This is a genomic window from Halobacillus sp. A5, assembly GCF_024189315.1.
Taxonomy (GTDB): domain Bacteria; phylum Bacillota; class Bacilli; order Bacillales; family Halobacillaceae; genus Halobacillus_A.
This window is the reverse complement of sequence record NZ_JAIZEO010000003.1, coordinates 77,018-101,949: the sequence shown is the minus strand read 5'-3', so window position 1 is coordinate 101,949 and position 24,932 is coordinate 77,018. Positions and strand designations below refer to the sequence as shown.

28 protein-coding genes, 3 pseudogenes and 1 other annotated feature are annotated in these 24,932 nt (G+C 37.4%); of the genes and pseudogenes, 7 read left to right on the top strand and 24 right to left on the bottom strand.

Annotated elements, in window-relative coordinates; translation table 11 throughout:
- Position 1 precedes the first annotated feature (1 nt).
- Both LF822_RS12325 and LF822_RS12320 read right to left on the bottom strand, forming a co-directional pair.
- Positions 2-331, bottom strand: coding sequence for an ArsR/SmtB family transcription factor (locus tag LF822_RS12325; RefSeq protein WP_253924371.1), 330 nt, complete (start codon positions 329-331; stop codon positions 2-4).
- Between the two features lies 1 nt (position 332).
- The gene (locus LF822_RS12320) at positions 333-764 is read right to left on the bottom strand and encodes an SRPBCC domain-containing protein (protein ID WP_253924370.1); all 432 of its coding nucleotides are present in this window, start codon (positions 762-764) and stop codon (positions 333-335) included.
- Positions 765-1,076: 312 nt separating this feature from the next.
- Between LF822_RS12320 and LF822_RS12315 the strand changes: the two genes are divergently transcribed.
- Complete coding sequence (locus LF822_RS12315) at positions 1,077-2,819, top strand: ABC transporter ATP-binding protein (RefSeq protein WP_253924369.1); 1,743 nt, start codon at positions 1,077-1,079, stop codon at positions 2,817-2,819.
- A 97-nt stretch (positions 2,820-2,916) separates the two neighbouring features.
- On the opposite strand, the gene LF822_RS12310 is transcribed toward LF822_RS12315, so the two are convergent.
- Positions 2,917-3,153 carry a DUF3953 domain-containing protein gene (locus tag LF822_RS12310; protein ID WP_253924368.1) on the bottom strand — a complete coding sequence of 79 codons (237 nt, stop codon included), beginning with the start codon at positions 3,151-3,153 and terminating at the stop codon, positions 2,917-2,919.
- Between the two features lie 390 nt (positions 3,154-3,543).
- Here LF822_RS12310 and LF822_RS12305 point away from each other — a divergent pair, with 390 nt between their 5' ends.
- The 3 genes and pseudogenes from LF822_RS12305 (at position 3,544) to LF822_RS12295 (ending at position 5,409) form a co-directional block, all read left to right on the top strand.
- Positions 3,544-3,759 carry a hypothetical protein gene (locus LF822_RS12305; RefSeq protein ID WP_253924367.1) on the top strand — a complete coding sequence of 72 codons (216 nt, stop codon included), beginning with the start codon at positions 3,544-3,546 and terminating at the stop codon, positions 3,757-3,759.
- 287 nt (positions 3,760-4,046) lie between these two features.
- Positions 4,047-4,187, top strand: a complete 141-nt coding sequence (locus LF822_RS12300; protein ID WP_253924366.1) for a hypothetical protein — start codon at positions 4,047-4,049, stop codon at positions 4,185-4,187.
- Between the two features lie 554 nt (positions 4,188-4,741).
- A pseudogene (locus LF822_RS12295) lies at positions 4,742-5,409 on the top strand (Type 1 glutamine amidotransferase-like domain-containing protein).
- A gap of 401 nt (positions 5,410-5,810) precedes the next feature.
- On the opposite strand, the gene LF822_RS12290 reads toward LF822_RS12295, so the two are convergent.
- The 7 genes from LF822_RS12290 to LF822_RS12260 all read right to left on the bottom strand — a co-directional run bounded on the left by LF822_RS12290 (position 5,811) and on the right by LF822_RS12260 (position 10,386).
- Entirely contained in the window at positions 5,811-6,479 is a 669-nt protein-coding gene (locus LF822_RS12290) for a DNA alkylation repair protein (protein ID WP_253924365.1), read from the bottom strand.
- A 481-nt stretch (positions 6,480-6,960) separates the two neighbouring features.
- On the bottom strand, positions 6,961-7,413 hold the full coding sequence (locus LF822_RS12285) for a hypothetical protein (RefSeq protein WP_253924364.1): 453 nt from the start codon (positions 7,411-7,413) through the stop codon (positions 6,961-6,963).
- 474 nt (positions 7,414-7,887) lie between these two features.
- Positions 7,888-8,457: a dienelactone hydrolase family protein gene (locus LF822_RS12280; RefSeq protein ID WP_253924363.1), complete on the bottom strand. Its 570-nt coding sequence runs from the start codon at positions 8,455-8,457 to the stop codon at positions 7,888-7,890.
- A 263-nt stretch (positions 8,458-8,720) separates the two neighbouring features.
- Positions 8,721-9,062, bottom strand: coding sequence for a hypothetical protein (locus tag LF822_RS12275; RefSeq protein WP_253924362.1), 342 nt, complete (start codon positions 9,060-9,062; stop codon positions 8,721-8,723).
- A gap of 145 nt (positions 9,063-9,207) precedes the next feature.
- On the bottom strand, positions 9,208-9,585 hold the full coding sequence (locus tag LF822_RS12270) for a hypothetical protein (RefSeq protein WP_253924361.1): 378 nt from the start codon (positions 9,583-9,585) through the stop codon (positions 9,208-9,210).
- Between the two features lie 160 nt (positions 9,586-9,745).
- Positions 9,746-9,979 (bottom strand): hypothetical protein, encoded by a 234-nt coding sequence (locus tag LF822_RS12265; protein WP_253924360.1) that lies wholly within the window; start codon positions 9,977-9,979, stop codon positions 9,746-9,748.
- A gap of 224 nt (positions 9,980-10,203) precedes the next feature.
- Positions 10,204-10,386 (bottom strand): PspC domain-containing protein, encoded by a 183-nt coding sequence (locus tag LF822_RS12260; RefSeq protein ID WP_253924359.1) that lies wholly within the window; start codon positions 10,384-10,386, stop codon positions 10,204-10,206.
- Positions 10,387-10,790: 404 nt separating this feature from the next.
- Between LF822_RS12260 and LF822_RS12255 the strand changes: the two genes are divergently transcribed.
- On the top strand, positions 10,791-11,303 hold the full coding sequence (locus tag LF822_RS12255; protein WP_253924358.1) for a DUF6143 family protein: 513 nt from the start codon (positions 10,791-10,793) through the stop codon (positions 11,301-11,303).
- Between the two features lie 94 nt (positions 11,304-11,397).
- Here LF822_RS12255 and LF822_RS12250 read toward each other — a convergent pair whose 3' ends face one another.
- Both LF822_RS12250 and LF822_RS12245 read right to left on the bottom strand, forming a co-directional pair.
- Positions 11,398-11,853: a GNAT family N-acetyltransferase gene (locus LF822_RS12250; RefSeq protein WP_253924357.1), complete on the bottom strand. Its 456-nt coding sequence runs from the start codon at positions 11,851-11,853 to the stop codon at positions 11,398-11,400.
- Between the two features lie 111 nt (positions 11,854-11,964).
- Positions 11,965-12,666, bottom strand: coding sequence for a class I SAM-dependent methyltransferase (locus tag LF822_RS12245; RefSeq protein ID WP_253924356.1), 702 nt, complete (start codon positions 12,664-12,666; stop codon positions 11,965-11,967).
- A gap of 56 nt (positions 12,667-12,722) precedes the next feature.
- Positions 12,723-12,941, bottom strand: a binding site (T-box leader).
- Between the two features lie 539 nt (positions 12,942-13,480).
- Between LF822_RS12245 and LF822_RS23110 the strand changes: the two genes are divergently transcribed.
- Both LF822_RS23110 and LF822_RS12240 read left to right on the top strand, forming a co-directional pair.
- A complete protein-coding gene (locus LF822_RS23110; RefSeq protein WP_371925906.1) occupies positions 13,481-13,744 on the top strand; it encodes a hypothetical protein in 264 nt (87 codons plus the stop codon).
- Positions 13,745-13,773: 29 nt separating this feature from the next.
- Positions 13,774-14,334: pseudogene (locus tag LF822_RS12240) on the top strand (IS110 family RNA-guided transposase); the annotation flags it as partial.
- Positions 14,335-14,524: 190 nt separating this feature from the next.
- Here the strand turns inward: LF822_RS12240 and LF822_RS12235 are convergent.
- From LF822_RS12235 to LF822_RS12180, 12 genes and pseudogenes are all read right to left on the bottom strand, one after another.
- Positions 14,525-15,271 (bottom strand): metallophosphoesterase family protein, encoded by a 747-nt coding sequence (locus tag LF822_RS12235; RefSeq protein WP_253924355.1) that lies wholly within the window; start codon positions 15,269-15,271, stop codon positions 14,525-14,527.
- A 242-nt stretch (positions 15,272-15,513) separates the two neighbouring features.
- On the bottom strand, positions 15,514-16,047 hold the full coding sequence (locus tag LF822_RS12230; protein WP_253924354.1) for a DinB family protein: 534 nt from the start codon (positions 16,045-16,047) through the stop codon (positions 15,514-15,516).
- 183 nt (positions 16,048-16,230) lie between these two features.
- Positions 16,231-18,045 (bottom strand): group II intron reverse transcriptase/maturase, encoded by a 1,815-nt coding sequence (gene ltrA / locus LF822_RS12225; RefSeq protein WP_253924353.1) that lies wholly within the window; start codon positions 18,043-18,045, stop codon positions 16,231-16,233.
- A gap of 1,211 nt (positions 18,046-19,256) precedes the next feature.
- Complete coding sequence (locus LF822_RS12220; protein ID WP_371925919.1) at positions 19,257-19,730, bottom strand: GNAT family N-acetyltransferase; 474 nt, start codon at positions 19,728-19,730, stop codon at positions 19,257-19,259.
- 232 nt (positions 19,731-19,962) lie between these two features.
- Positions 19,963-20,340 (bottom strand): hypothetical protein, encoded by a 378-nt coding sequence (locus LF822_RS12215; RefSeq protein WP_253924351.1) that lies wholly within the window; start codon positions 20,338-20,340, stop codon positions 19,963-19,965.
- A gap of 132 nt (positions 20,341-20,472) precedes the next feature.
- Positions 20,473-20,733 (bottom strand): hypothetical protein, encoded by a 261-nt coding sequence (locus LF822_RS12210; protein ID WP_253924350.1) that lies wholly within the window; start codon positions 20,731-20,733, stop codon positions 20,473-20,475.
- A gap of 293 nt (positions 20,734-21,026) precedes the next feature.
- Complete coding sequence (locus tag LF822_RS12205; protein ID WP_253924349.1) at positions 21,027-21,692, bottom strand: Type 1 glutamine amidotransferase-like domain-containing protein; 666 nt, start codon at positions 21,690-21,692, stop codon at positions 21,027-21,029.
- 145 nt (positions 21,693-21,837) lie between these two features.
- Positions 21,838-22,305 carry a GNAT family N-acetyltransferase gene (locus LF822_RS12200; RefSeq protein WP_253924348.1) on the bottom strand — a complete coding sequence of 156 codons (468 nt, stop codon included), beginning with the start codon at positions 22,303-22,305 and terminating at the stop codon, positions 21,838-21,840.
- A 336-nt stretch (positions 22,306-22,641) separates the two neighbouring features.
- Positions 22,642-23,211 (bottom strand): DJ-1/PfpI family protein, encoded by a 570-nt coding sequence (locus LF822_RS12195; RefSeq protein ID WP_253924347.1) that lies wholly within the window; start codon positions 23,209-23,211, stop codon positions 22,642-22,644.
- A gap of 264 nt (positions 23,212-23,475) precedes the next feature.
- A pseudogene (locus tag LF822_RS12190) lies at positions 23,476-24,282 on the bottom strand (phosphotransferase).
- A 117-nt stretch (positions 24,283-24,399) separates the two neighbouring features.
- Positions 24,400-24,702, bottom strand: a complete 303-nt coding sequence (locus tag LF822_RS12185) for a DinB family protein (protein WP_253924346.1) — start codon at positions 24,700-24,702, stop codon at positions 24,400-24,402.
- A gap of 42 nt (positions 24,703-24,744) precedes the next feature.
- Positions 24,745-24,891 carry a hypothetical protein gene (locus LF822_RS12180; protein WP_253924345.1) on the bottom strand — a complete coding sequence of 49 codons (147 nt, stop codon included), beginning with the start codon at positions 24,889-24,891 and terminating at the stop codon, positions 24,745-24,747.
- Positions 24,892-24,932 lie beyond the last annotated feature (41 nt).

The window sequence follows — 24,932 nt, the reverse complement described above, 5'->3', positions numbered from 1 at the left end:
TTTACGAATCTTCTGCTGTGCGCTTAATCCAATCTAACTTTCTATCCCAATCAGCAGCTAGATTCGCCATCCACTCCGCTGTTGAAGACAGCTGCCGGGTACACACCTTGTACCTGACTTCCCGCCCCACACGATTGCTGGATACGAGCCCTGCCTCTTTTAAGATGGTTAAATGTTTTACCACTGCCTGGCGGGATACCGTTACCGCAGCTGCTAATGTTGTTGCTGTAGCCTGGCCTCTTAAAGCGATTAAATCAAGCAGCTCCCGACGTGTGGGGTCTGCTAAGGCGATCAAGACACTTTCAAAATGACTACTCTCAGAAGCTGCCAATTTATTGCTCCGCCCGCTTTCGCAGTACTTCAGTTTGCATCTCCCAGCCATGAACATTGCCTTTATAGTACTTCCTGCGCTCTTGCTCGGATACAGCAAGGTGTGAAAAGCCACTTTCAACTACTCTAAGTAACGTTCCCTCATCTTGAGAAGTAAGCTTGAACTCGACCAGTGTAGAGTTTTCCCCTTTTGGCTCCTCTCCGGGAAATGAACTCGCCCACCGACATGCCAGGTAGTTTGGCGGCTCTGATTGTTCAATCAACACCGGAAATTGTCCATATTTCGTGTCTGCCACCACTCGTGATCCATCTACTTGAACTTTATCTGGACCTGGTGCATCACCAACCCACCACGCCGGTAGGCTAATTAACTCCCATACCGTTTGGATGGGTGCATTAATGAAAATTTCTCTATTAATTTGATCATTATCCATTATTACTCCTCCTTATATGTGCAACCAAAGTATAGCACGTCTCCACATTAAGAAGCAACCATAGTGTTGCACATTAGAGGACAAAAATCATAGATACGCAGCATTACGTTTTCTTTTTTTGTTTTAACTTGTTCCATCTTCAATTTCACAATGAAATCGTTTACTATTATATTAATCAACGAAAAGGAGGTTGTTTACATGAAAAACATGATCACTTTTACCGTACCAACATATAAGGGTGGAACGCCTTCCTAAACGTTTACGGTCCCCCTTGTATGTGTTTAAGCCAATAACACAATAAAGGGGCAAAATATGAGCTTTCCAGTAAAAAAATTCCTTTCGTATTATAAGCCGTATCTAAACATTTTTCTTGTTGTTTTATTATGTGCGTTGATCACTTCCTCGCTCACTCTATTGTTTCCTTTGCTCGTTCGTTATGTCACGAAAGACGTGTTGGAAGGAAATTTATCCACGGCCTTCGATGAAGTCTTATGGGTCGGTGGTGTCATGTTAATATTAGTGATTTTACAAAACATCGGAAACTATTTTGTCGATTACAAAGGCCACGAAATTGGAGCACGTATGGAAAGTGATATGCGCAGTGAACTCTTTGCTCATATGCAGCGACTATCTTTCAGCTTTTATGATAAGCAGAAAACCGGTCAGTTGATGACACGAATCACCAATGATTTATTGCTGGTTTCCGAGCTGTATCACCATGGTCCAGAAGATTACGTTAAATATTTCGTTCGTTTTCTCGGAGCTTTTGTGATTTTATTTTTTATCAATGCTCCCCTCACCATAGCTGTCTTTTGTTTCTTGCCTGTCCTCGGTTTCTTTTCCTTATACTTTAATAAGAGACTGAACCGTGCTTTGATGAATAATAAGGAGCGAATTGGTGATGTGAATGCTCAGGTGGAAGACAGCCTGGCTGGCATACGAGTGGTCCAATCATTTGCAAATGAAGATGAGGAAATTAGAAAATTCAACAGAGAGAATGCTCGATTTTTAGAAAGCCGAAAAGGAACCTACCAAGCGGAGGCTTACTTTTTTAATGGAACAGAAGCTTTCATTCAACTGATCACCATTACGGTAGTCATTTTTGGTACCATTCAAATCATGAATGCTTCTCTTGATTTGCCTGACTTAATTACGTTTTTGTTGTATATCGGGTTTATGGTTGAACCGATGCAGCGACTCACCCATATGAGTACTCAATTCCAAGAGGGGATTACAGGGTTTCAACGGTTTATGGAAATGATGAACCTCCCACCCTCTATAAAAAATAATGCTCACGCAAAAACAATTACGAGCCTGAGGGGTCACATCGAGTTTAAAGACGTATCTTTTCAATATGATCGATCGTTACCTCCCGTGTTTGAGCAATTATCCTTTAGGGTTTCACCTGGCGAGTACGTAGCCGTTGTAGGTCCTTCAGGAGTCGGGAAGACCACTCTAAGCTCACTTATTCCACGTTTTTATGAGGTTACAGATGGAGGAGTCTATCTCGATGGAAAGGATGTTAAAGATCTTGACTTGTCCTTCTTAAGAAACAGCATCGGGACCGTCCAGCAAGACGTGTATCTTTTTTCAGGCACGGTCTTAGATAATATTCGCTACGGTTACCCTGAAGCGACAGATGAGGATGTCATAAGTGCAGCGAAGCAGGCGAATGCGCATGAATTTATCATGAAGCTGCCTCAAGGATACCAGTCTGAAATAGGTCAACGAGGCGTTCGTTTATCTGGAGGGCAAAAGCAGCGTTTAAGTATCGCTCGCGTATTCTTAAAGAATCCTCCTATACTCATTCTAGACGAAGCTACGAGTGCTTTAGACAATGAAAGTGAGAACATTGTAAAGGAGTCCCTGGAGACATTAGCTGAGGGACGGACCACGTTAGTGATTGCCCACCGGCTATCTACGATACGAAACGCTGAAAGAATTGTGGTGTTATCGAAAGGAAGAATCGTAGAAGAGGGAACCCATGAGACCTTGCTTGAGAGAGAAGGTCCATATTCTCAATTATATTCCAGACAGTTTCAAGTTCAAGTTTAATCCTAAGAGCTCTCCACTACATTGTGGAGAGCTCTTAGGATTATTGGACGTATGATAATACCGAAAAAACTGGCTCTTTGGGGATTCATCTATGGGCTCAGGTAGAAATAAACGCCTGATAAGACACATAGAAAGCAATAATTCCAACGACAACTTGAATGTAACCTATGTATGAATTCTTCTTTTTATTAAACTCATCAATACCCAGAACCACCATATAAGCTTCTAAAAACATCATCGAGTATGGAATGACCTTAATTGGTTCTCCTGTTACTAATCCGTAAACGGCTAGGGAAATCACCAAAACCGACAATATAAGTTTAACAATTTTCAACAAATCACCTCTTTCAGTCCTGGTAATATTGTCCAACACTTATCTAGCAACTTCAATATATTGTTTAACATTACAGGCATTTCTCGGACAAGCTTACAATGGCCAACAATTCACATCTCTCCCTCGTTCCAACATAAAAAAAGGTGCCACTGCCCCCACTACACTAAAGTATTGCCGTAGTAAGGGGCAGGCACCTTTTTATGACGGTTTAGTTTGTAAAAATAATCCTCTTCAAGTGTTTGACATATCAAAAATCATAAGCTTATACTTTCTATATACTATTATATTTATTTCACCATATAATAGCTCAAATGAAAGTACCTGATCCTCGACCTTTTACAGTGGTAAAGAATGGGAGTCAATCATTTCATTTTATTAGGGGGCGTACACATGGCAGAAATATCTTCGATGAAGCAAGCAGTTGAAGTATTACGAAATAAGGGCCTCTCCAACAGAGAGATCCTGAGTAACGTAGATAACAGCCATTTTCCGTTTGATGATGAAGAAATCGTCATGACTTTTATTGATCTACAAATTGAATGTTCCACTGATAAAGACTTTGATCGGTTAGCCGCCTATTTATATGGGTTTGTTTTAGAAGATTAATATTTCCTCCTTGTCGGAAGGTGAATCATTTTTCACCCTGAAAACGGCGCAACTTTTTTATTAAGAAGTTGCGCTTTATTGTGGAGAAAGCAATGACATTTCATAACCGTCCCCGTTTCTGTAACAATGGATTACAAGAAGCTGGGGTATTACAATCTCCACCGTAACATTTAAACATTTCTAAGGATGGTACATAATGAACAATTTTCTATTATTGCTTTTTGTTTTAATTAGTTTAGCAGGCTGCTCTTGAAGAGACTACAAATACTAATAATGAGGATGAGGGATTGAATGAAGAAATAACTATCAATACAGGTGGTGAGAATTACGAACTAGAGCCAGTATATACATGTAATGATAACTGCAATACTGAGGATGTACAAAATCCTCAATATGACATTTATGCTTTCGCAGTTGTTCCTAATTAAATCAATTGATCAAGATTTAGAAAAAGCTCAGACAAAGTAGTCTGAGCTTCAATTGTTCTTTAATTGGAAGAACTCATTAAGATTACTCATTGCTTTCATATCACTTTAAAATATATGGGGTAGCAAAATCATCCCTAACGGTGAGTCTCTTTCTAATTTTATGTTTGAATTTATTTTACAAACCAACTATGCCCGATTTTATCATAAAAGACAAATATAAACTTGCTCCCTAGAAGAAAAGTCTTCTGGCCACGTACTAATTCGGAATAGGTTAGTGAACCCTTTCTTGAAGATTAGCACCTGTTTCTGTAAGAAGTCCGATTAGAGATTTCTCCTCTTGAATCTCAGAACAATAAATAAGATTAAATCCTGATAAGGAGGAAACATGATAAAATGAATAGGGGAATTCAAACATAGAAAAAGTGATTTTTTGCCTGCCTTTCAGTATATGGCAGTTAGTGAATCAACAAAAGAAATGTTTACGTGAAAAAGAACTGGATTCCGGAACCTAAGGAGGAAAAACATATGTTGCATAATTATTTGGAGGATTTGGAATGAAACTTCTGCTAACGTCGGCGGGCGTCTAACTCGAGGATCCACAACGCGCTGGTTGACATGCTGAGCAAGCCGATCGCCGATTCCAACGCTCTGTGCATCCCCACTGCGATGTATGGACACCCCTGGGTTGGTCCCGGCGTCAAAGCCTGGGAGTTCCTGAGCGGGAATTCCGAGAACCCCATGGTTGACCTGGGATGGAAGTCAGTCGGCGTGCTGGAGCTCACAGCGCTGCCAAGCATCGACGAAGAACGCTGGGCACCGCTTGTCCGGGAGACGGACGTCCTGCTAGTCTCAGGCGGAGACGCCCTCTACCTGTACCACTGGATGCAACAATCCGGCCTGGCAGACCTCTTGCCATCACTTAATGCAGTCTATGTAGGAATGAGCGCTGGGAGTATGGTAATGGCCCCGAATATCGGTGAAGAATTCGTAGGCTGGCGTCCGCCCACAAGGGGAGATAAAACGCTGGGTCTTGTCGATTTTGCATTGTTCCCTCACCTAGGTCAACGAGATGTTACCGGACAATACTTTGGCCAATGCAGAAAAGTGGGCCGCCAGCGTCTCAGTGCCAGGGTACGCAATTGACGATCAAACGGCCATCAAAGTGACGGATGGAGCCGTTGAAGTTGTTTCCGAGGGGCACTGGAAGCTGTTCACCCCTTAACACCTAGATAGTCAGTTTATTAAATCGCAATGTTTTAGCCGCACTAAAAAAAGCCTGATTTCTTTCACTTAAAAAATCAGGCTTATTAATATTGAATATTCCTTAACGCTGTAAATCTTCATTTCTCTCGCCTTATCCCTTTTAGCTGTATTATCTCGAAACTAAAAAAGAGGGCAAATCCTTTTGTTCCAGATTCGCCCTCTTTACTTTAAGTATATTGTTTCACAAAGTTAGTACAAATAGATATTATTGAATTACGTAGTATCGTTGTATTTCGCAGCTGAAAAGTTGTTCTTATTTCATTAACTAGCTGCCTCGGTCCAAGCCTGTTACAATTTTATTGTGAGGCTTTGAATTCCTTTATTTTTTGCATTAAACCCTAATAAATTTTTCAGAGGTAACTAATTATTATGTCGTTTGTTAACTTCAATTGTAATGAATTCCGGCAAATAGCTGGGAGTACATCCTTTTGCTACTACTTCTTCTTTGTAAAGACCCGTTTTCTCACCAAGTTTTATACAACGTGCACGATTCTTTTCATCATAAACGCCTATCCAGCCTGCGGTGAAATTCATAGCCCATTGAACTTCGGGTTCTTCCTGCTTAATATTAGCTTCTAATGCAGATAGCAAGTCTGCGGTGTTATCAGGCGGTGTTTGTCCAGTCCATCTCAATCGCCCTTGATAATACCAGAAAGCTCGCCTTTGAAGAGCAGAAGGACTATTTCCCCATGACTCCATCAATGCAATTTTCTTCTTATCTTTGGTGAGCTGATTAGCCATTAACCAATCCATTAAGTTATTTCGCTCATCAAAAGAGTGAGTCTGCATATCCTTATCAAGCTTATTTAGCACATCTTGTGAAAGAAGTGTTTTGTCCATAATTAAGATTGCTAATAGTCTGGGTAAAAACTCTTCGGTTGACCAAAGTTCCATAGCTAGTTCGTGATCTTTTTTAATGTCCTTCGCGATTTTTCGTAAGTCGCCTAGCTTAGTTTTACTATTGATCTGAGCTAGAATGTTTTCTGCTTTTGAGGAGCGTTTTATTTCTGTATCTTTTATTTCATCCATTTTATACAACTCCTTTATTAAAGTACTGTTTTATAATATTTCCTTGACGGGTTATATCAAGAACCTAATTTCGTTATAAGTCTTATTGCAGTGGTTGGCCACCAAAGTTTACCTTTTTTAATATTTTAGCATATATCGTACTAAAGCTTTCAACACCTATACCATCTTTAATATAATAATTACTTTACTTCCTTTTAATTGGATACGAAAAGAGCATTCCTTTTTTAAGAAATGCCCCCATTTGTTGAAACCTCGAAATCAAGATATTATCGAGTCTATATTGAACTGACTCCCCCATTATTAATATTCACTTATTACTTGCTTAGGTTAAATGTTTCAGTATTATCATTCCGCTCTATCACTTCGACCTCAGTTCCCACTGTCAAACTGATTCTGAAAATATTAAAGACCTCAAAAGGGGCCTTTTTAGAAAAAATCACCTGTCCCCATTGGGGAAGATGACAGCCATTTACGAAAGGTATTAAGGGTAAACCTTTAGCTTAACTAATTTTTCGGTAATAAAATATAGCGTGGTAAATCCTCCTATATACATTAAAAAGGTATAAAAAATGTTCCAAGAACTGTGATATGATAATTGTTCCGTGACAAGCATGATGTATTCTAAGGAAGTCATTCCTATTATAAAAAAAGATAGTAGCCGGAATGGCTTGACTTGTTTGTAATGCAATAAATATGTGAACCACGCCCCTACGATAGTGAAAATTCCTAAATCGAGAAAGATTGAGTCTAACAGGACCACTTTGGGCATATGATGAACCTTCCATAAACCGAAATGGATGCCAAGTTGATTGCATACAACAGCAATCAGGGCTGTAATAGGTGCATTGGTGTAAAAAATCTTTGGGGCTTTCTTATACAGGTATATGCCAAACACCCAAGGAAAAATAAAACCTAGAACAATAATAAGCCACATCAGACCACACCCTTTTTTGAACTATTTTAAACAAAATGGGCTGTTTTATACTTTTATATATACTTCCCGGTAAAAAAGTCCCTTCTGAAGGAAACCTCTGAGTACGTATGGATTATATAAAGAAAAGGACAACTCTTTTTTAAGAATCTAACTATGGAAAACTTGAATACGAGACAAACTTAACTAAATCTTTTCAGCTTTTAAGAAAATCTCTAATGACAGAAGCAACAGGAAAACTTAGATAGCTACGAAAATCCACCCAGCTTTCTCTTCATTTTTACTAATACCTCTCTTGCTGCCTTTCATTGCTTAGACCTTCCCTAAAAATAAGTTAAAGGAGCAAACCCTTTTGCTGCAGGTTTGCTCCCTTTCAGGCACTTGCAAGCCATTGTAAGAAGCAAGAAAATCTTTCTTATCGTAAGATGCTTCCCCTACATTGACTTCTATGCTCTTCTGAGATTTTTTTTATTTACACTATGCGAGAAAGTCGAGCACCCGCTTAATCACAAGTTTCGTCGCGTCAGCATCGTAAGTCGGTAAACTGCTATCGGTGAAAAGATGTTCCTTGCCTTCGTACAGAAAAAGTTCAGCCTGATTGGCCGACGCAACAAGCTCACGGGCAGCGTCGATGTCGCCGTCTTCAACGAAAAAAGGATCTGCACTCATGGCGTGGATTTGCACGGGCAAGTCTGCCGGCCACTGAGATTCGAAGGCCGAGGTCGGGAGGCAGGCATGAAAAAACAGTGCGCCTCTGGCGTCTTTACGAGTTTGAGCGAGCTGCTGTGCTGCTGGTACACCGAGTGAAAAACCCGCATAGACGATATCACGTGAAAGCTCGCTGGCTGCCCGAACGCCGCGTGCCCTCACTTCTTTAAACCCGATTTCCTTAACAAATACCAAGCCTTCCTCCAGCGAGGAAAATATGTGGCCGTAAAATAAATCTGGCACGTGAACCTTATGCCCTGCACCTCTAAGTTGATCGGCGATTGCTTCAATCCCCTTTGTTCGACCTAACACATGGTGTAACAACAAAACTTCTGCCATCGTATACCCTCCAATTTAGTGAATGTCATATGTTTAAGTTTCGACAAGAAGTCCTGTTTCACCTGTTAGAACTTTACGATTAAGAAATATCCACCTTAATAACACCCTCTATTGCATAATCCTGCCCCAACCATTATTAAAGGGGACAAATCCGATTGTTTCAGATTCGCCCAAAAATCTTGAAGACTCGGTATCGAGATATTTGGAAGTAATTTTATTACTAACGAATCTGTTAGCGTAAAAAATCATCTAAAATATGTTGTTTAATTTTCCTGCAAAAATTCGAATAGCTCCTGCCTGCTATTAGTTTCATAAACCTTACTTTTTGTATCAAAGACCATAAACGCAGGCATTTCTTTGACTTCATTTAATCTTGCATTTTCTAGTGATGTCTCTTGTACCCAACTTTTCACATTATGTATCCCTTTATTTTGGAGTAGTTCATTTGTAATTTCATCCATCGGCTCAGCAACTATATACAAAGCATAGCTACCTTCATCAGTAGACAACAGATTGGCATACTTTTTATTAGCGTTAGTTTCCTCTTCTGAACATCCGATTAATAAAAAACTAGTCAACGCTAATAAAAAAATAACTTTCTTCATATATTCACCTCCTTAGTTATTCATCTATTTTGACAGTTAGTAAAAAAAAAGACTACTCTTATTAAACACTTGCCCCAGCTTCATTAAGACTCGATATCGAGATGTATTCAGAATTCCTTGTTTATTTTTCACTTCAATACGTACTCTAACTAAACTTGTTTACCATCATAATATCAATAACAACTAAAAGGAAAAATATAAAGGCACAACCATATATATAACGTTTTTTCTCCTTACTCCACCATAGCGCCAAAGTCAAAAGTGCAAAAACAACTATGACCACTTGAATTTTTTGAATTCTATATTGCTTTTGAAATAGGTTAAGGGCTTCTTTAGGTTCACCTTTAAAGGGTTGCTCACTTATTTCCTTCCCATACCAGTTGTAATTAATTACTTGATGTGTTGAAGTTTCCTCCACAAACTCTATTTTCTTAAACCCCAATACAGGGAGTTCAATAGAAAAAGTAAATAGTAAACCACCTATAATAAAAACTAATATTTGTGCCACTGTCTTTCTTTTCAAAAAATCCCTCCTCCTGCTTCAAATTCTTATTTATTTGATAACTTAGGTACAAAACACAATTCTTTTATATTAAGGAATCGCCCCAAATAGCGGAAGACTTGAATTCAAGATATATTACTAATAATGAACTTCCTGTTCTATGGAAGTTCCTCTTAATCCTTTAAAGAGAGAACCAGATAATTAGCGCTACTATTATAACAGAAGTAAAGATGCCTGATTTATATTCTTTTCTTCTGTACATCATTAAATTTAGAATAGAGACAGTAATCAAACCGATGATGACAAGAATAAAAGTGATACTGTTGCTTTTAAAAACATAAGAGTTAATGATAAAAATTAATACTATTAAAGGAATTATTACATACGAGGCTATTCTATCGAATTTCTCAGCCATTTCTACCCTCCTAATATAGTATATTTTACATTTTGAGATATTTTTTTATAATTTTCAATTACATATCTTCATAAATGGTTGCTCTGGCTCTAAAAACTATCCAAATGCTAAGAAAAAGACGATTACTCTTGTTAAGCAATCGTCCCCTTTACGTGAAGACTTGATTTCGAGCTATCTAACATTAAACTTTACCAGAGCCGTTCATTTCAATATTGTCATCCGATTTATATTAATTGTTTCTCTTTTAAAGTCCAGACTAGAAATACATATACCCAAAATGAAACTGATGCAGTAAAGAAGAATATTAACCTCGCGACAAAAGAAGATATTCCAAAAAACTCAGCTATCCCTCCACAAACTCCATATAGAGCCTTATCTGTCGATGATTTCTTTAATCTTTTTGACACTTACATCCCCCTAAAGTTTGGATTAAGATTCTCACAATATTTTTAATAGCTGAAAGCTAAATTTAACTAACTATTCTAGAACTACCGTGAAGACTCGAATCCGAGATACTTTAGAGTTGTTTTTTCAACTAACGCTCGCAATCACTGAAGATTCTCATTTAGACATTCTCACTCACTAATCTCTCTATATTAGTTTTGGGATGTTCTATTAAAGAATCAGCCCATTTTAGTCCCTGGATATCGGTATTTTCCTGCCAATGTAAATGGCGAGTATAGTAGTAATCTATCTTCCCTTTCTATATACAGCTTAGACCCCTGAAAAATATTAATTGGTTTAAAAGCATAATGACTATTCTGAAGTATATATATTGTAAAAAGTAGACTTAGTAGGAGGTAGACCATACATGGAATTAAAGCCAAGAGTAGATATCATAAACCCTGCATTTCAAAGTAGTAAAGGAAGGTTGTTTGCTGGAACTTCTGGGGTGTTAGAGACGAGCGCTAATAAAAATGCATGGGCTCAACTTGTAAATCCGTTAGAATCTAATGTGAATTTATATGTCTCTTTTTTTGCTTTGACAAACTTCTCGACTAAACTAGTGAAGGCAGACTTTGTTGTTAATGCTGACCCACCTGGAATTCCACGTCGATCATCAGACGTGAGTGTTCTGAAACTTGCCTCCAATCATAAGCCTGTAGGAGAAATTCTATTTAACCCTAGTGTATCAGGTTCATTTTCAGGAGGAAGAGTTGTAGGTACCAGAGCGTTAAGTCCCCAAAAGACCGAACTGGGTTTTAGAGTTGACGGTCGATTAATTATAGAACCAGGAACAAACGCAATGTTCTTTTTATGTAGCCGCACTTCTGCTGAATCTCAAATAGAGTTTGAATGGTATGAGAGTAAAGCAATCTTTTAATTTTTACAAACGCTTTTTGTATTCCTCAAAAGCTCCCTATTCTTGAAAACTCGAATTGAAGATAAACCTTAAGAATATAGACATTAAATAAGTTTCATTTAAGTTCAATCCAGAATCTGTTTAAGGTATTTTTCTGCTTGTCTACAAAATCTTTATCCCATATCCCCCCATTATTTATAATCACTTTTTTCGATGCGGTATTACTTGAATGACATACTAAGAGTACTTTATCTAAATTCAGTTCCTTTGCTTTTTCTAAGGCTAATGCAAGGATTTTAAGCTCGATTTCGTTAGACCACCAGTCAACGAAAATAAAGTTAGCACCTGAACCTTCATGTACACCTATAAATCCAAGACCATATCGATTATTTGTCACTGCTGGGAAAGGAAGGGTATCACGAGCAAGTTCCTTTGATGTATCAATTAATTTGTTACTTGGGTAATCACTTAAATAGGAGATCCCATATACTTTTAAGGACCAGCCTCCGTCTTCCCATAACTCGATGAACCGAATCGGTCGTTTATGATAATCGCTTTGAATCTTTATCAACTTAATTCCCTCCCATATTATTTCCTCAAACTAAAGAAATGCCGCCTTTACTAGAAGACTCAGGATCGAGATAATCTGTAGAAAAAGTTGCAATTAATCCTCCAATTTCTACTATTTGGTCCCACCGAAAACCGCAAGTTCCATCCATTTGAAATAACAATCTGCGTGGTTAAATCCAATTTCACGTAGCCAATCAACCTGAAGATCAACTCGTTCAAGAATATTATCATCCTTGTCTGAACGGTTGTAGTATTCCTGAGCAACATCATTTCTGTTTCTTTTGTTATGTGAAGCTAGGTGATCCACGAAAAGTTCGTCATGCAATTTTTCAAGTTCCGGCGTCGCCGATGCTGTATGTTCAATATTTATAAAAATCCCTCCAGGTGCTAGTAACTCATAAATTTCTTGATATAGTTCTCTTTTCTTCTCATGGGGAAGATGGTGAATCGCATAACCGGAAACAATGCAGTCAAGAGACCCTTTCCCTCCGTATTTTTGTATAGACTGACTGAAATCAGCATGAACAATGTCACATCGATCTCTATAGTCATTCATATCATTTCGTGCAGTTTCAACCATGGGTTTGGAATGATCTAATAACACAGCAGAAGCTTCTGGATAAGATTTAAGTAGAACCTCAGCTAAAAAACCGTTCCCACACCCCAAATCCATTATTCTTTTCGGGCTAGACGTAAAATGATTGATGACTTGAAGCATGATCTTGGCCTGTTCAACACCAAAAGGAATAGCTCCCCTCACTTGTTCAAGGTAATGTTGTGTTACATCCTGACGTTGCCAGTTTGTTGTCGACATACGCACCTTTCCCTCCTAAATAATAAGAAATGATAAAATAAAAAACCTATCGTCTATGAAGAGACGATAGGTTTACCTACGTGGTACCACTCTTTTTGATTCGTGTATAAATGATCAACGAACCCACTTTAAACTTGATTACGGAAGTTAACCGTTAAGGCCTATGAAGCCTAACCACTCATGGGTAAGTTGGGGAATCTTATTTACTGCCTTTCACCGACCGACAGTTCTCTGAACAATAACCATTCCTTAATACTCCCAGTCATTGTGTTTATCTGTAAAATTTTCCTTATTTTATTCTATATTTCGAAATCAGTCAATCTGTTTTGCCCTCTGTTTCTTCTAATTAAACTGCTAACTCTCAAATGCGAAGAAGATTTGGATAAGCCCCCGTTACTTTAATAAGTAATAAAAGTTATTGTACTATTTCTTAAAACTGTTGAACTTCTTTTGGTGATTTTAATATGATAACTTGTTTATCTTCAGACAATTGTTCAAGCCTAACTAAAATTTCAGGTCTTTTAGTATTTGGATAATCCCATATCCAATGTGCAGCTATCGCTCCCGTTCGTATTATAAGATTAACCAGTTTATCTGGTTGACCTATTTTTTATAGGTTATTCTTTAAGTAGCCGGGGTAGGACGTTCGCCCCCATGGGACTCTGATCCCGTCCAGAATACTGTCCACCCCCTACTTGTAGAAACATGATTGAGGCTGGTTGGGACCTGGATCCCGAATAACAAGCGAAGCTATGACACTACAAGCTAGGTTAGGGGCTGCCGGCGAATCTAACAAAAGGAGACGTGATAAAATATGGATCCAGTCATTGGCCTGGATATTGCGAAAGGAAAAAGCCAAGTACAAGCCTTTTTACAGAAGAAAGATCCTTACAAGAAGAGTTTTGTTTTCGAGCATAACGTTTTAGGGTTACATGATTTTCATCTCTTTTGGTTAGAGGTGGAAGAGATCACAGATATAAGACGGTCTTTGGATCTCTTTATTCACCGTCATCCTTACGAACGTTACTCCACTATCAAACACCTCAAGGTGTTCGGGAGGAAACGAAGGAAAAAATAGCTGAAGTGATTCTCCAACAAGGAGTAAAACGCTCTTATGGATGGGCATTAGATAAAGCTCATCGGCTCAAAGAGGCAGCAGACCGAGATCCATTCAAGCGTAATTTATATTCGAGTCATGTGGTGAGTTTAACAATGTTTATTCAACTTCTTCTCCAATACCAAAGGCACCTATCGAAGCTACTGAAAGAGATAGATGCCCTGGCTGAAGAATTTAATGAATATGAGATTATCCGATCAATTCCCGGTATTGGTGGAAAGATTGCGGCAACAATCCTATCCGAGATTGGGGAAATTGATCAGTTTAACCACCCTAAAAAGCTCGTTGCATACGCGGGGATTGACCCAAGTGTCCATGAGTCTGGACAGTTTAAAGCATCCATTAACCGAATTACAAAGCGAGGATCGTCCAGCCTTAGAAAAAGTCTATATAACGCAGTTCAATGCGGAATAACCAAGAATCGCAACCCAAAACTAAAAGCTTATTACGATAAGAAACGTGAAGAAGGTAAACCACATAAGGTGGCGATCATTGCTTGTGCAAACAAGCTCATTCACTGGATTTATGCCATATTAAAAAGGCTTATGTGATTTAAAATAAACCAATAAAATACTTTTATAGAAAATACTTCAAATAATTACTAGTGAAGTTTATTTAGTATGTTCATTTTTATTGTACCACGTCTAATTACTCTTTTTTACCCTTACCTATTGACCTTCTATTAGCTGGTATTCTTGAAGGCTTGAATCTTTGACTAACCTAATACCTTATTAAAAAGGCTTAGACATATTGTAAATGCTGTTCTCCATGAAATACCTTTAATATAAAATCTCTAGCGGGCACATCGAACTTTTCATAAGAAAGTAAAAAATCTTTATTGTCATACGGTACTTCAATAAAAGAAACATCTACCTGTTCATTTGATCCGACATGCAATTTAACATATGGTGCAACAGGTTTGTGGCTACAACCTAATGAACTCGGATTAAGATAAAGTCTTTTGTTTGACCTAAAATGATGAACAATATGATGGTGTCCAAAACTGATAACGTCTGCTTCGGAATTTTCATATGTTGCATCAAGTTTTTCAGTTGTGGGTTGATTATCAATAGGTAAAAGCTTATCCTTTTCATTTAAATGATAATGAACAAACAAAAAGTTTTTCCCGTTTATCTTCTCATAATGCATATCGGGCATGCTTAACAATTTAGGGATGAACTTCTTGTCTAATCCAGATGCAATCCATTGATGATGCTCTCTTTCCTCTCCGAAACTTCCTGGTTCTTTCCCATCAATTATGTTTAAAATTGCTTCATCATGATTTCCTTTAACAAAGGTTATATCGTTACGTGAAAACAACAATTCAAGAACATCATTTGTTTCGTGACCGATCCCTATTAAATCACCAAGGCAATAAATATGTTCTATTTGCTTATCTTTATCAATTCTATCTAAAACAGCTTTTAATGCAGCGCTATTCCCATGTATATCAGCGATAATCGCAATATTAGCACCTATTTTTATCACATCCATCTTTTAAGATTAAGTGTTTCATCTTAAACAACTCTGCTCTTCTAGTGAAAAATCGATTGTCCTTATTGAACAATCGCTCCCGATAAAGGAAGACTCGATTTCAAGATATCTTGGATCAGATCCATCCTGGTATGATCTTATCTCTATCATACGTTAATGGGATATGCCTGACTCTTGGTGGGCCACCTCTTTTCCACGCATCTCAGTATCTTATCCGGTTTTAAAGGTTTACCTTGCTATTCTCTATTCATATGGTTGCGAATTAGACGGATTTGACCACGGTGATTTAGTTCATCTTCAAATACATGAAACCAACGAAAATAGTGATTAGCATCATAATCGTGAACAAAGGGAGATACTTCATCTAACCAGTTATCCTCTTTATTTTTAAATAATTCTAATGTCCGCTTTCGCACTAAAATTAGTTTCTCTTTATAGTAGTCAATACCTTTACCAATAATTTCCTCGTGTGACTTCTCACCAAGTTTTAATCCTACATCAAGTTTTTGGCGTTCGTCTTTAGTGGGCTCCCTACCCTCAAAAGTCAAGATTTGATAGACTTCTTCCACACATACGATATGGTATAAAAGACAACCTATTGAGTTTCCTTTTCCATTTATACGATAATCAAGCTCTTCTACTGACAACCCTTCTACAGCATCTAGTGTCGTCTTTCGTGTATAATCCATCATGGATAATAATCTTCCTATGGAGGGAGGGTATTCAGACTTTACATTAATAATAAATCTATGTTCGTCTAATTCTTTCATTTTTTTCACCTTTCATGTTCAAGATACTGCCAGAAAGTTGATTACCTCTTATTAGATAATCGTTAGCAATAGGTAAGCGTTTGAGGTTATCTCCGGCTTTTCCCCTGCTCCACACCGAACGTGCTAGTTTCCCAGCATCCGGCGTTCCATCTAAAGGTATGTACTAAATTATAAGTTCCTATGTTACTCTTCGAGACTGGATGCTTCGATCCCTTCCACCCCACATACCTTTCGGTATTGATTGATCTTATCTAAGATCAATCGATTCTGTGGTAATTGTTTAAGATAAACCTTTATCTTTTCTATATCTTTCATATGGATAAGTCGGTGAATATCCTTATGAAGATTACGGAGATTTTGAAATTGATCCGAACCTCCTTGGTTCCTTGGCACGTAATGATGGCAGTGAACGTCTGATGCATGGAGGTACTCACCTGTAATTTCGCATCTCCCCATCTTCATACTATACCGGCTAATACGATTATCAAGATATTCGATACTTCGTTTCGGTAGAGAAGACTTCATTAAGTGACCGATTTCTTTCTGGATATCAGGGCGGAGACTTTTGTACATCTGTTCTCTTCCTGTCTTTGTATAAAGCGAAAGCTTTGGACTGAAGTTCATCGTATGGAATGTTTTCACATTGCCGATGGGGAACAGATACACACCATTGATATTGAATGTTTTCGTTCCTAAGCTAAAGGTTTTCTTATAAAAAGGCGGTGGCTGAAAAGGATGTTCTAGCTTTCCAACCGGTCGAAGACGGTTCACTAGAAATGGTTTAAGATCGTAAGCAAGACGTGAGAACACAAGATTTACATGAGTCGCTCGCTTAAAGTATTGGTGAAGTCCCAGAACAAAACTATTGTAACGATGAATATTCTCAGCAGAAGGTGAACTTTTCATTCTCCGAATGAGCTTTTTCGCTTCCTGCTTCATTTTCTTTCTTTTAGAAGAAATGACCCCAGTATGAGCCACTCGTTTCTTACCCTTTTTATTCGCACGAATGGTGAACCCTAAGAACTCAGATTCTCGTTTTCTTAAGTTTACAATTTGAGATTTCTCCGGTGAGATGTCCAGTTTCAAACGCTCTTTGAGGTACAGACGTACCGCATGGTACCACCTTTGCGCTGTCTTTCCATCCCGACAAAGAATTTTAAAATCATCAGCATATCGGACCAGGTATCCTTGTTTCAAATTCGTTTGTTTTCTCGCTCGCCTTCTGGCATCATCTGAACTGTAGGCTTTCGTCAGGGGAAATACTTCCCACTGGTCGGCAACCCATTGGTCTAGATCATTTAAAACGACATTAGAAAGAAGAGGGGATAAAATTCCACCTTGTGGCGAACCCTTCTCGGGTACTCCTTCTCCATCAATCTCCGAAGTGATCATTTTTGAGATACAGGCTAGTACCTTACGGTCTTGAATACCGATGTTCCAGAGTTGCTTCTTTAATAGACGATGATTTACGTTATCAAAGAAACTTTTAATATCTACATCAACGACGTAATGAAGTTGACTATGATTAATCAAAAACTGTATCCTTGCCATAGCATGATGAGCAGACTGGAGAGGTCTGAATCCGTAGCTATGTTTGAAGAATTGAGATTCTACAATCGGTTCGAGAACTTGTTTAAAGCATTGTTGGATCACTCGATCCAGGATGCACGGAATCCCAAGGGGTCTCCATTTTCCGTTGTCTTTTTCAATCCATTCTCTGCGAACTTTCTTCGGGCAATAGTTTCTAAGTTTCGTTCGGACTTCGTTTACCAGATCATTTTCGGAGAGCTCTTTCATGTCATCGATAGTTTTCCCATCGGTGCCTGGTGTTTTAGATCCTTTATTGGTTTTGATCATGCGAAAGGCGAGCAGGATGTTTTCTCTCGATATGATGGTTTCATATAGATAAGAAAACGTATGTCCCTGACTCGCTTTTTCATGAAGATCCGTAAAGGTCTCCGTCATATTATAATAATCCCAGTTTCGCAGCGTTGACACTGTGGCATCCCTCCTTTGGAGTGATGTTCCCACGTTCCTACCCGATCGGTGCCATTCACGTTAGGAAAATAATCGTTTCATACTCTAGATTTGGGGCTATTCCTCCACTTCTATTACAGAAGTTTCATCAGTCATTCCCCTACCCTCACAAGGATAAATGCTTTTCAGCATATCTTTATAGCAACCGTTTCGGGTGACAGTCCTTGATTCAACGTTCCTTGCTTTCCAAGTACCATACAACGTAGCTGTCATTACTAGAATTAGGTGCTTCCTGTAAGCCTGTGAGCTGGATACCGCCTTGGTTCGGTATAGCGTCTTTCAGATGGGGCAGTTTTACTCCACACCACTCACGTCATCGTAAGATGACACGTAAGTTTCCTTACGTTCGTAACTTTAGACCCTTACCTTCGGAAGTTCGTCAGTTCCTATCTCAAAGAACGATTCTCACCTTAACTAGGTTTTAGCCGTCAGACATATCCTCAAGCATACCTTTTCTTTGCAAATGGCTTTAGCCTTTGTTCTGCCGCCTTCACCTGTGCTTCATACCAAGAGACCTGTCCGTCTCAACGCATGCAGGAGTATTAACGGGATGGTTTCGGGAAACATGGATCCTTCATTCCCATCCTCCGTTGTACAGTTGAAATTTAATCCAACAGATTCCCTGCCTTTCGCGCTGAAAAGCGCTTATAGCAGAACTTGTCGCGCGCCCCAGTTAGCGAAATACTAGAACTCAAGATAACCCAAGTCAGGGGTGGTTCTTATTCCTCTGTCGAAAGCGCTGAAACCATCCCCTCGCTACTGTTATTATCCCAACCTCCTCCATCATTCTTCAATAACGCTCCATTAGCTTAATATGCAGATTTTTCAATTCCTTATTTTTCTTCCTTTTACGAAGTTTATATTTAAAATTGAAGACCAGACAAATGCAGATACCAGCCCGGCCCAAAAGATAACAAAATTTGAAAACAAGTAACTATTAAAAATATAGTAGTAAGTTTGGTTAATAAACAAACTTATTAAGAAGACGTAAAAGCCAAAAACACACCCTTTTTCCCAATTATCAGTTTCCTTTTCAGACATATTTTTAAAAAATATTCCCACCCTATTTCCTCATTTCTAATTAATTCTTTTAAAAAACTTTGCTGCTCCGCTTGCTAAATATATATATGAATATTTAATATGGCGAGCGCTCAATTAAGCAATTGCCCCCTTTATTGCAATAACAAAAGATCTTTTTTCATAGATACAACATTAATATTTATACCATTCGGTTTATGTACAACTTCTTCCTCGTAAACATCGTAACCTATTGATCTGTATAACTTTAGGTTCTTTGTCGCACTCATACGGACTTTACATCGAATAGACGAGAAACCTTCCTTATTTGCATAATCTTCTATAAATTTTAACATATTTTTGGCTATTCCCTTTCCTTGCTTATCAGGGATTACTGACAAACGGTAAAAATATATGCTTTGGTTATAAATTAAAAAACGCACCATACCAACTGGAACGTTTTCTTGATACGCTATCACCCCTTCTTCCTCTTTTACTAATGCATTAGAGACAGATTGTACTGTTTCTTCTAAAGCACTGGACGGAGGGACCTCATTTTTATATTCCATAAATGCCTTAATCATTAAATCGTGAATAACGGAAGCATCTGTGACACTTGCAAATTTAATAATCACATACTCACTCCTTTGTTCAAACAACTTTCTACTTAATGAATTATTATACGTATTATCTATTTTTCATACAATAAAATTCTAATTATTTCGAAGCTGAGTCTTCAACAAACACTGCTCGCTAGCTAAAAAGCTATTGCTCTTATTGAACAATAGCCCCAGCTTCATTAAGACTCGATATCGAGATGTATTCAGAATTCCTTGTTTATTTTTCACTTCAATACGTACTCTAACTAAACTTGTTTACCATCATAATATCAATAACAACTAAAAGGAAAAATATAAAGGCACAACCATATATATAACGTTTTTTCTCCTTACTCCACCATAGCGCCAAAGCCATGAGTGCAAAAACAACTATGACCACTTGAATTTTTTGAATTCTATCTTGCTTTTGAAATAGGTTAAGGGCTTCTTTAGGTTCACCTTTAAAGGGCTGCTCACTTATTTCCTTCCCATACCAGTTGTAATTAATTACTTGATGAGTTGAAGTATCCTCTACAAGCTCTATTTTCTTGAAACCTAGTACAGGGAGTTCAATAGAAAAAGTAAATAGTAAACCACCTATAATAAAAACTAAAATTTGTGCCACTGTCTTTCTTTTCAAAAAATCCCTCCCCCTGCATCATATTCTTATTTATTTGATAACTTAGGTTTAAAACACAATTCTTTTATATTAAGGAATCGCTCCCGTTTACTTAAGACTCGAATTCAAGGTAATTTAACAGCCCTATAGACTTTATGGTATTCCTCCAATTATGTAATTAATGAAATACCCAGCAAACATTAAGATGAAGAAACTAAAAAGCATAGCAATATTAGATACTATTAGCCAAGAATTTTTAATCAAGCTCGCAAATACAATACCAGCTGGAGCTATAATAAAAGTTAGCATCCATAATGGACTAGAGATTTGAAATACTATATTAGGGACCCAAACAGTTATACAGACCATCAAACTTGATATAGACAGAATTCTAAAAAGTTTCTCCTTATTCATAAAGCCATCCCCCTTCTAGTAACAATATTTTTTTGAATCTCCTTTTAATACTAAAGTGCAACGTAACAAATTCCAATTATTTCAAATCAAACCCAAGAACTCAATGCTCTTGTACAAAAAGGGGCTTACCCTTCCTAAGGATAAGCTCCCTTACTTGAATAAAATTAATTTATGGTCTATATCCCAAACACATACTAAAGAAAAAAGCATATCCGAAAAGAATTGCCATCCCAACTACTAGCGGAAGACTTGATTTCGAGATATTCCAAATTAACATACATTTCGTCTTTGTATTAATGATCATTAGAGTTGTACACAAATTCCAGATCTTTTTTCTTACCATCTTTGAATTCATAGGCTTTTTTGGTGATGACTTGGCAGTATGATTTGGTAACATGAATAGCCCCTCCATCTGAAAGAGCAATGAAAGGAGTGCTTTCATCTTTAGAATACTCACATAATAACTCTTCATCAATCTGATCATAATGGCACCACAAACGATAATTATGTATAAGATTTAAAGGGTTATAGCCACTTATATCTATCTCTTTTGTCGTATGAGTAACATCACTTCCAAAGATGATGGCTCCTGCACTCTGTCCGAAAATAGTGCCTCCACCGTTAAAATACTGTCTTAAAACCTTAGCAAACCCGCTATCTTTTATCGTTTTTAATAGAGTTAACGTACTTCCTCCACTAAAGTAAATAGCTGAAAAGCATTTTAATTCATCTAACGTCTTATGGTTGAGATCTGTCCACATCGTAACCTCCTTAACACCTAGAGGTTCAAATATGTTTTTTATGAAGTCAAGACTCGTATGATGTGGTCTAAAGTCCGCATCACCTGCTAGAGGTATATAAAGTATAGGTTCTTTTTTCTCGATAGTATTAATCATAAACTCATATACTTTAAAATTTTGATTAGAGCTTCCACCACCAGACAAAATCAAATTTCCCATATCCTCCCCCTAATTAATCAACTCTCCCTTACACTTTCCACTATCCATTTTCTACAATAACTTCTAGACTTCCTTCCCTAATTAAAGAAGGGATTACTCGTGTTGAGCAAACGCCCCGAATATAGTCATGTTCTCCGAAAATTTGTTATATGAATATTGAATAGGTAGGCTCATCAAATGTCAAAATATTGTCTTCCGAAAATCCAACTTTTAAATAAAAATTTTTCCCTGCTTCATTTTCTGGATGGACCGTTAAACGCATACGATAACAGGCAGGATGATTTTGTTTGATTTGTCTCATCAATTCTCGAAATGCTTTTAAGCCTAATCCATTTCGTTGAAATCTTTTATCTATGAAAAAATGAAAAATCCAATAATCGTCTGTACTACTAGCCGTATAATGCAAATTGAAAAATCCTACCATCTTTTTATTATAATAAATCCCATATGGCTCAACCATTTTTCCACCAGGTCTTACATATGCTTTAGCAAGTGCAATAGCAACTGGAGGATTAACTGAAGCAACAAATTTCTGTTGTTCTTCGTATACGGATAATTCAAGGGCTTCTCTCCAATTGTCAGAAGTAATTATTTTTAATTCTATATTTGACATCCTATTTGCACCTCAATACATCTTCTGCTTTACTTAATAATAATAGAGCTCCTTCTTGAAGATAAGCCCAGTTTCAATAAGACTTGATTTCGAGATAAATTGAAACACTCTTTAAATAACACACCTGTTAGTTAACTACACATATAATTATCACTTAAAAGAATAATACTTTTACCCTTCATAAATTGCAATTCCTACTACTACTCCCACTAACAGCTTTACTAAGTTCATAGTTTTCCTTCCCACAACTATTCCCCTTTTATCTTAGCTTCGATTTAATTTAACCTCATTAAGTGTTGAAAGCAAGCACTATATTGAGCAATAGCCCCATTTAGTTTAATAGCTAACATAATCCGTTTGATAATCCATTTGGATACGAATTTTTTCTTTTGCCTCATGTCCTGCTAATTTTTCACAAAGATAAAGTCCTAAATCAATGGAGGAACTTACACCCCTTGCAGTGATGACATCACCTTCATCTACAATTCTATCATCGACCACTGTACAATACTTCTTAAGATTTTCAAAAGCACTAGGGTGAGTTGTAGCTGATTTCCCATTTAAGAAACCTGCTGAACCATATAACAAAGAACCAGTACACACAGAAGCCTTTAATTTACATGGTTTTGAAGTTTTTAACCATTCCATAAAAGTCCTATCACCAACCAACCTTCTTGTACCAAATCCCCCAGGAACTATAATCATGTCATATGTATCAAGAGGTTCGTTTACTTTTGTTGGAGTGAAAGTTAGCCCTGTACCATCAACAACTCGTTCAGTAAACGAACAAATTTCCCATTCTAACTCTGGAATAAAATTCATGGTTTTTAATCTTGTAACAGCATCGTAAACTCCCACAAAATCTAATGCAGTTAAATCCTCAAAAATAACAAATGCTACTTTCACTCTATATTCCTCCTCATAATTAAACTTATAATACTCAATTTTCATAAGACATTTATTCCACACTCTTCCATAGTTCAACATAAAATCTATATAATCCTTTATTGTAAAATTGATTTTCTAGAAAAATATCTCGAAGTCAAGTCTTCCATTATCCTGCCCTTATGTGGAATACTTGAATTCAAGATAACGGACCATTTCTGGAATAATGACATTTATCAATTCAAGATATTAGGTAACCTTCCACTTCTAGATCTCTTATTCCAACTATTCTAGCGGTATAACCCACTCTCTTCCATGTTCATTAATGAATTTAATTTCGCTTTCATAATGTTCAAGATGTCCCTCGTCAATCATTCTTTGAAAAGCAGTGTCTCCTTCACTGGCTCTTCTTTTCAAGTATTTACATAACCCTTCTAGCCGCAACAATACCATCTCTAAATAACCTTTTTCCATTCCTTTAATACCGTAGGAATCAAAAAACAACTTAACTCTTCTTTTTATCCTCTCAGCATCATGGGAAGGATTATAATAGACAGCCTTACCTGTTTCTGTATGATAAAGTCTACTTTAAGGAACGCATGTGTAAAGGGTATAAGCGATATCCCAGAGTCTTGGTCCTGGAGCAGCAACATCAAAATCAATAATACCCACTGGCTGTTCATGATTAAAAATAATATTGTATATGGCAAAATCGTTATGACATAAAACCTCTAAGTTATTAGGAGTATTATCAATTGGTTTCCACTCATTTAATGCCGGAAAATCACTAACTGCATCATGATAGAGACGAAGCATATGTGCTATTTCTTTTAAAACATCTTTAGACCACATATATTTTTTCAAAGGATAATTACCAGCTTCTCCTTCAATAAATGATAATACCTCTCTATTTTTTTCATCAACACCTAAAAACCTGGGAGCATAATCAAAACTTTTCCTTTCCAAATGCAGCAATAGTTTATGAATTTTAAAACTATCAGGCTTTAACTCTCGTCGAACAGTATCTTCCAAACGATATACGTTTGAAACATTCCCTCCTGTTAGTTTTTCTTCATTTATGTTGTTTGACATTTAGAACCTCTTCCCTGATTAATAAACAAAGCACGCTTCAAACCAATCCTGCCTCGTGGAAAAAGCATTGTCCATATTGAACAATCGCCCCCTCGTATAATAAGCTAATTTAATTATTTAAAAGCTGCGTTTCCCTGTCCAAGCTCCTTGCATTTTACTAAGAAATACAATTTGCCCAATATGATATGCGTTGTGCAATGCTAAACTCTTCAGCTCAAGCACTAATGATCGTTCACCAGGGATCTGTCTATACAAATCTTCTTGTTCTGATTTTGCTAGTATTTTTTCAAGTTCACGATGAACATGAAAGTATTCTTGTTTGGTTTCCTTCCAATTATCTAACGTCTCAGTGGGTAATCGAAATGTAGATTCATTATTTTCTGCCTGTGGTTCATTCGCTGTTTCACCAAGATATCGCATCAGGAGTCTCTTTTCATAGAAAAGCAAATGACAAACTAATTCCTAGATGGAATTCATTGTCCCGTCAGCTGGTTTCCAAACTGCCTGTTCCAAAGTGATATCCTCCAGCACTTTTTCCAGTGGTGGGAACCAGTCTTCTTCATCCAAGCAGCTTGCCCACTGTTGTAACAAAAGTGTCTTTACATCCATTTTATATTCCCTCCAATTTAGTCCTTTAATATCATACCGAA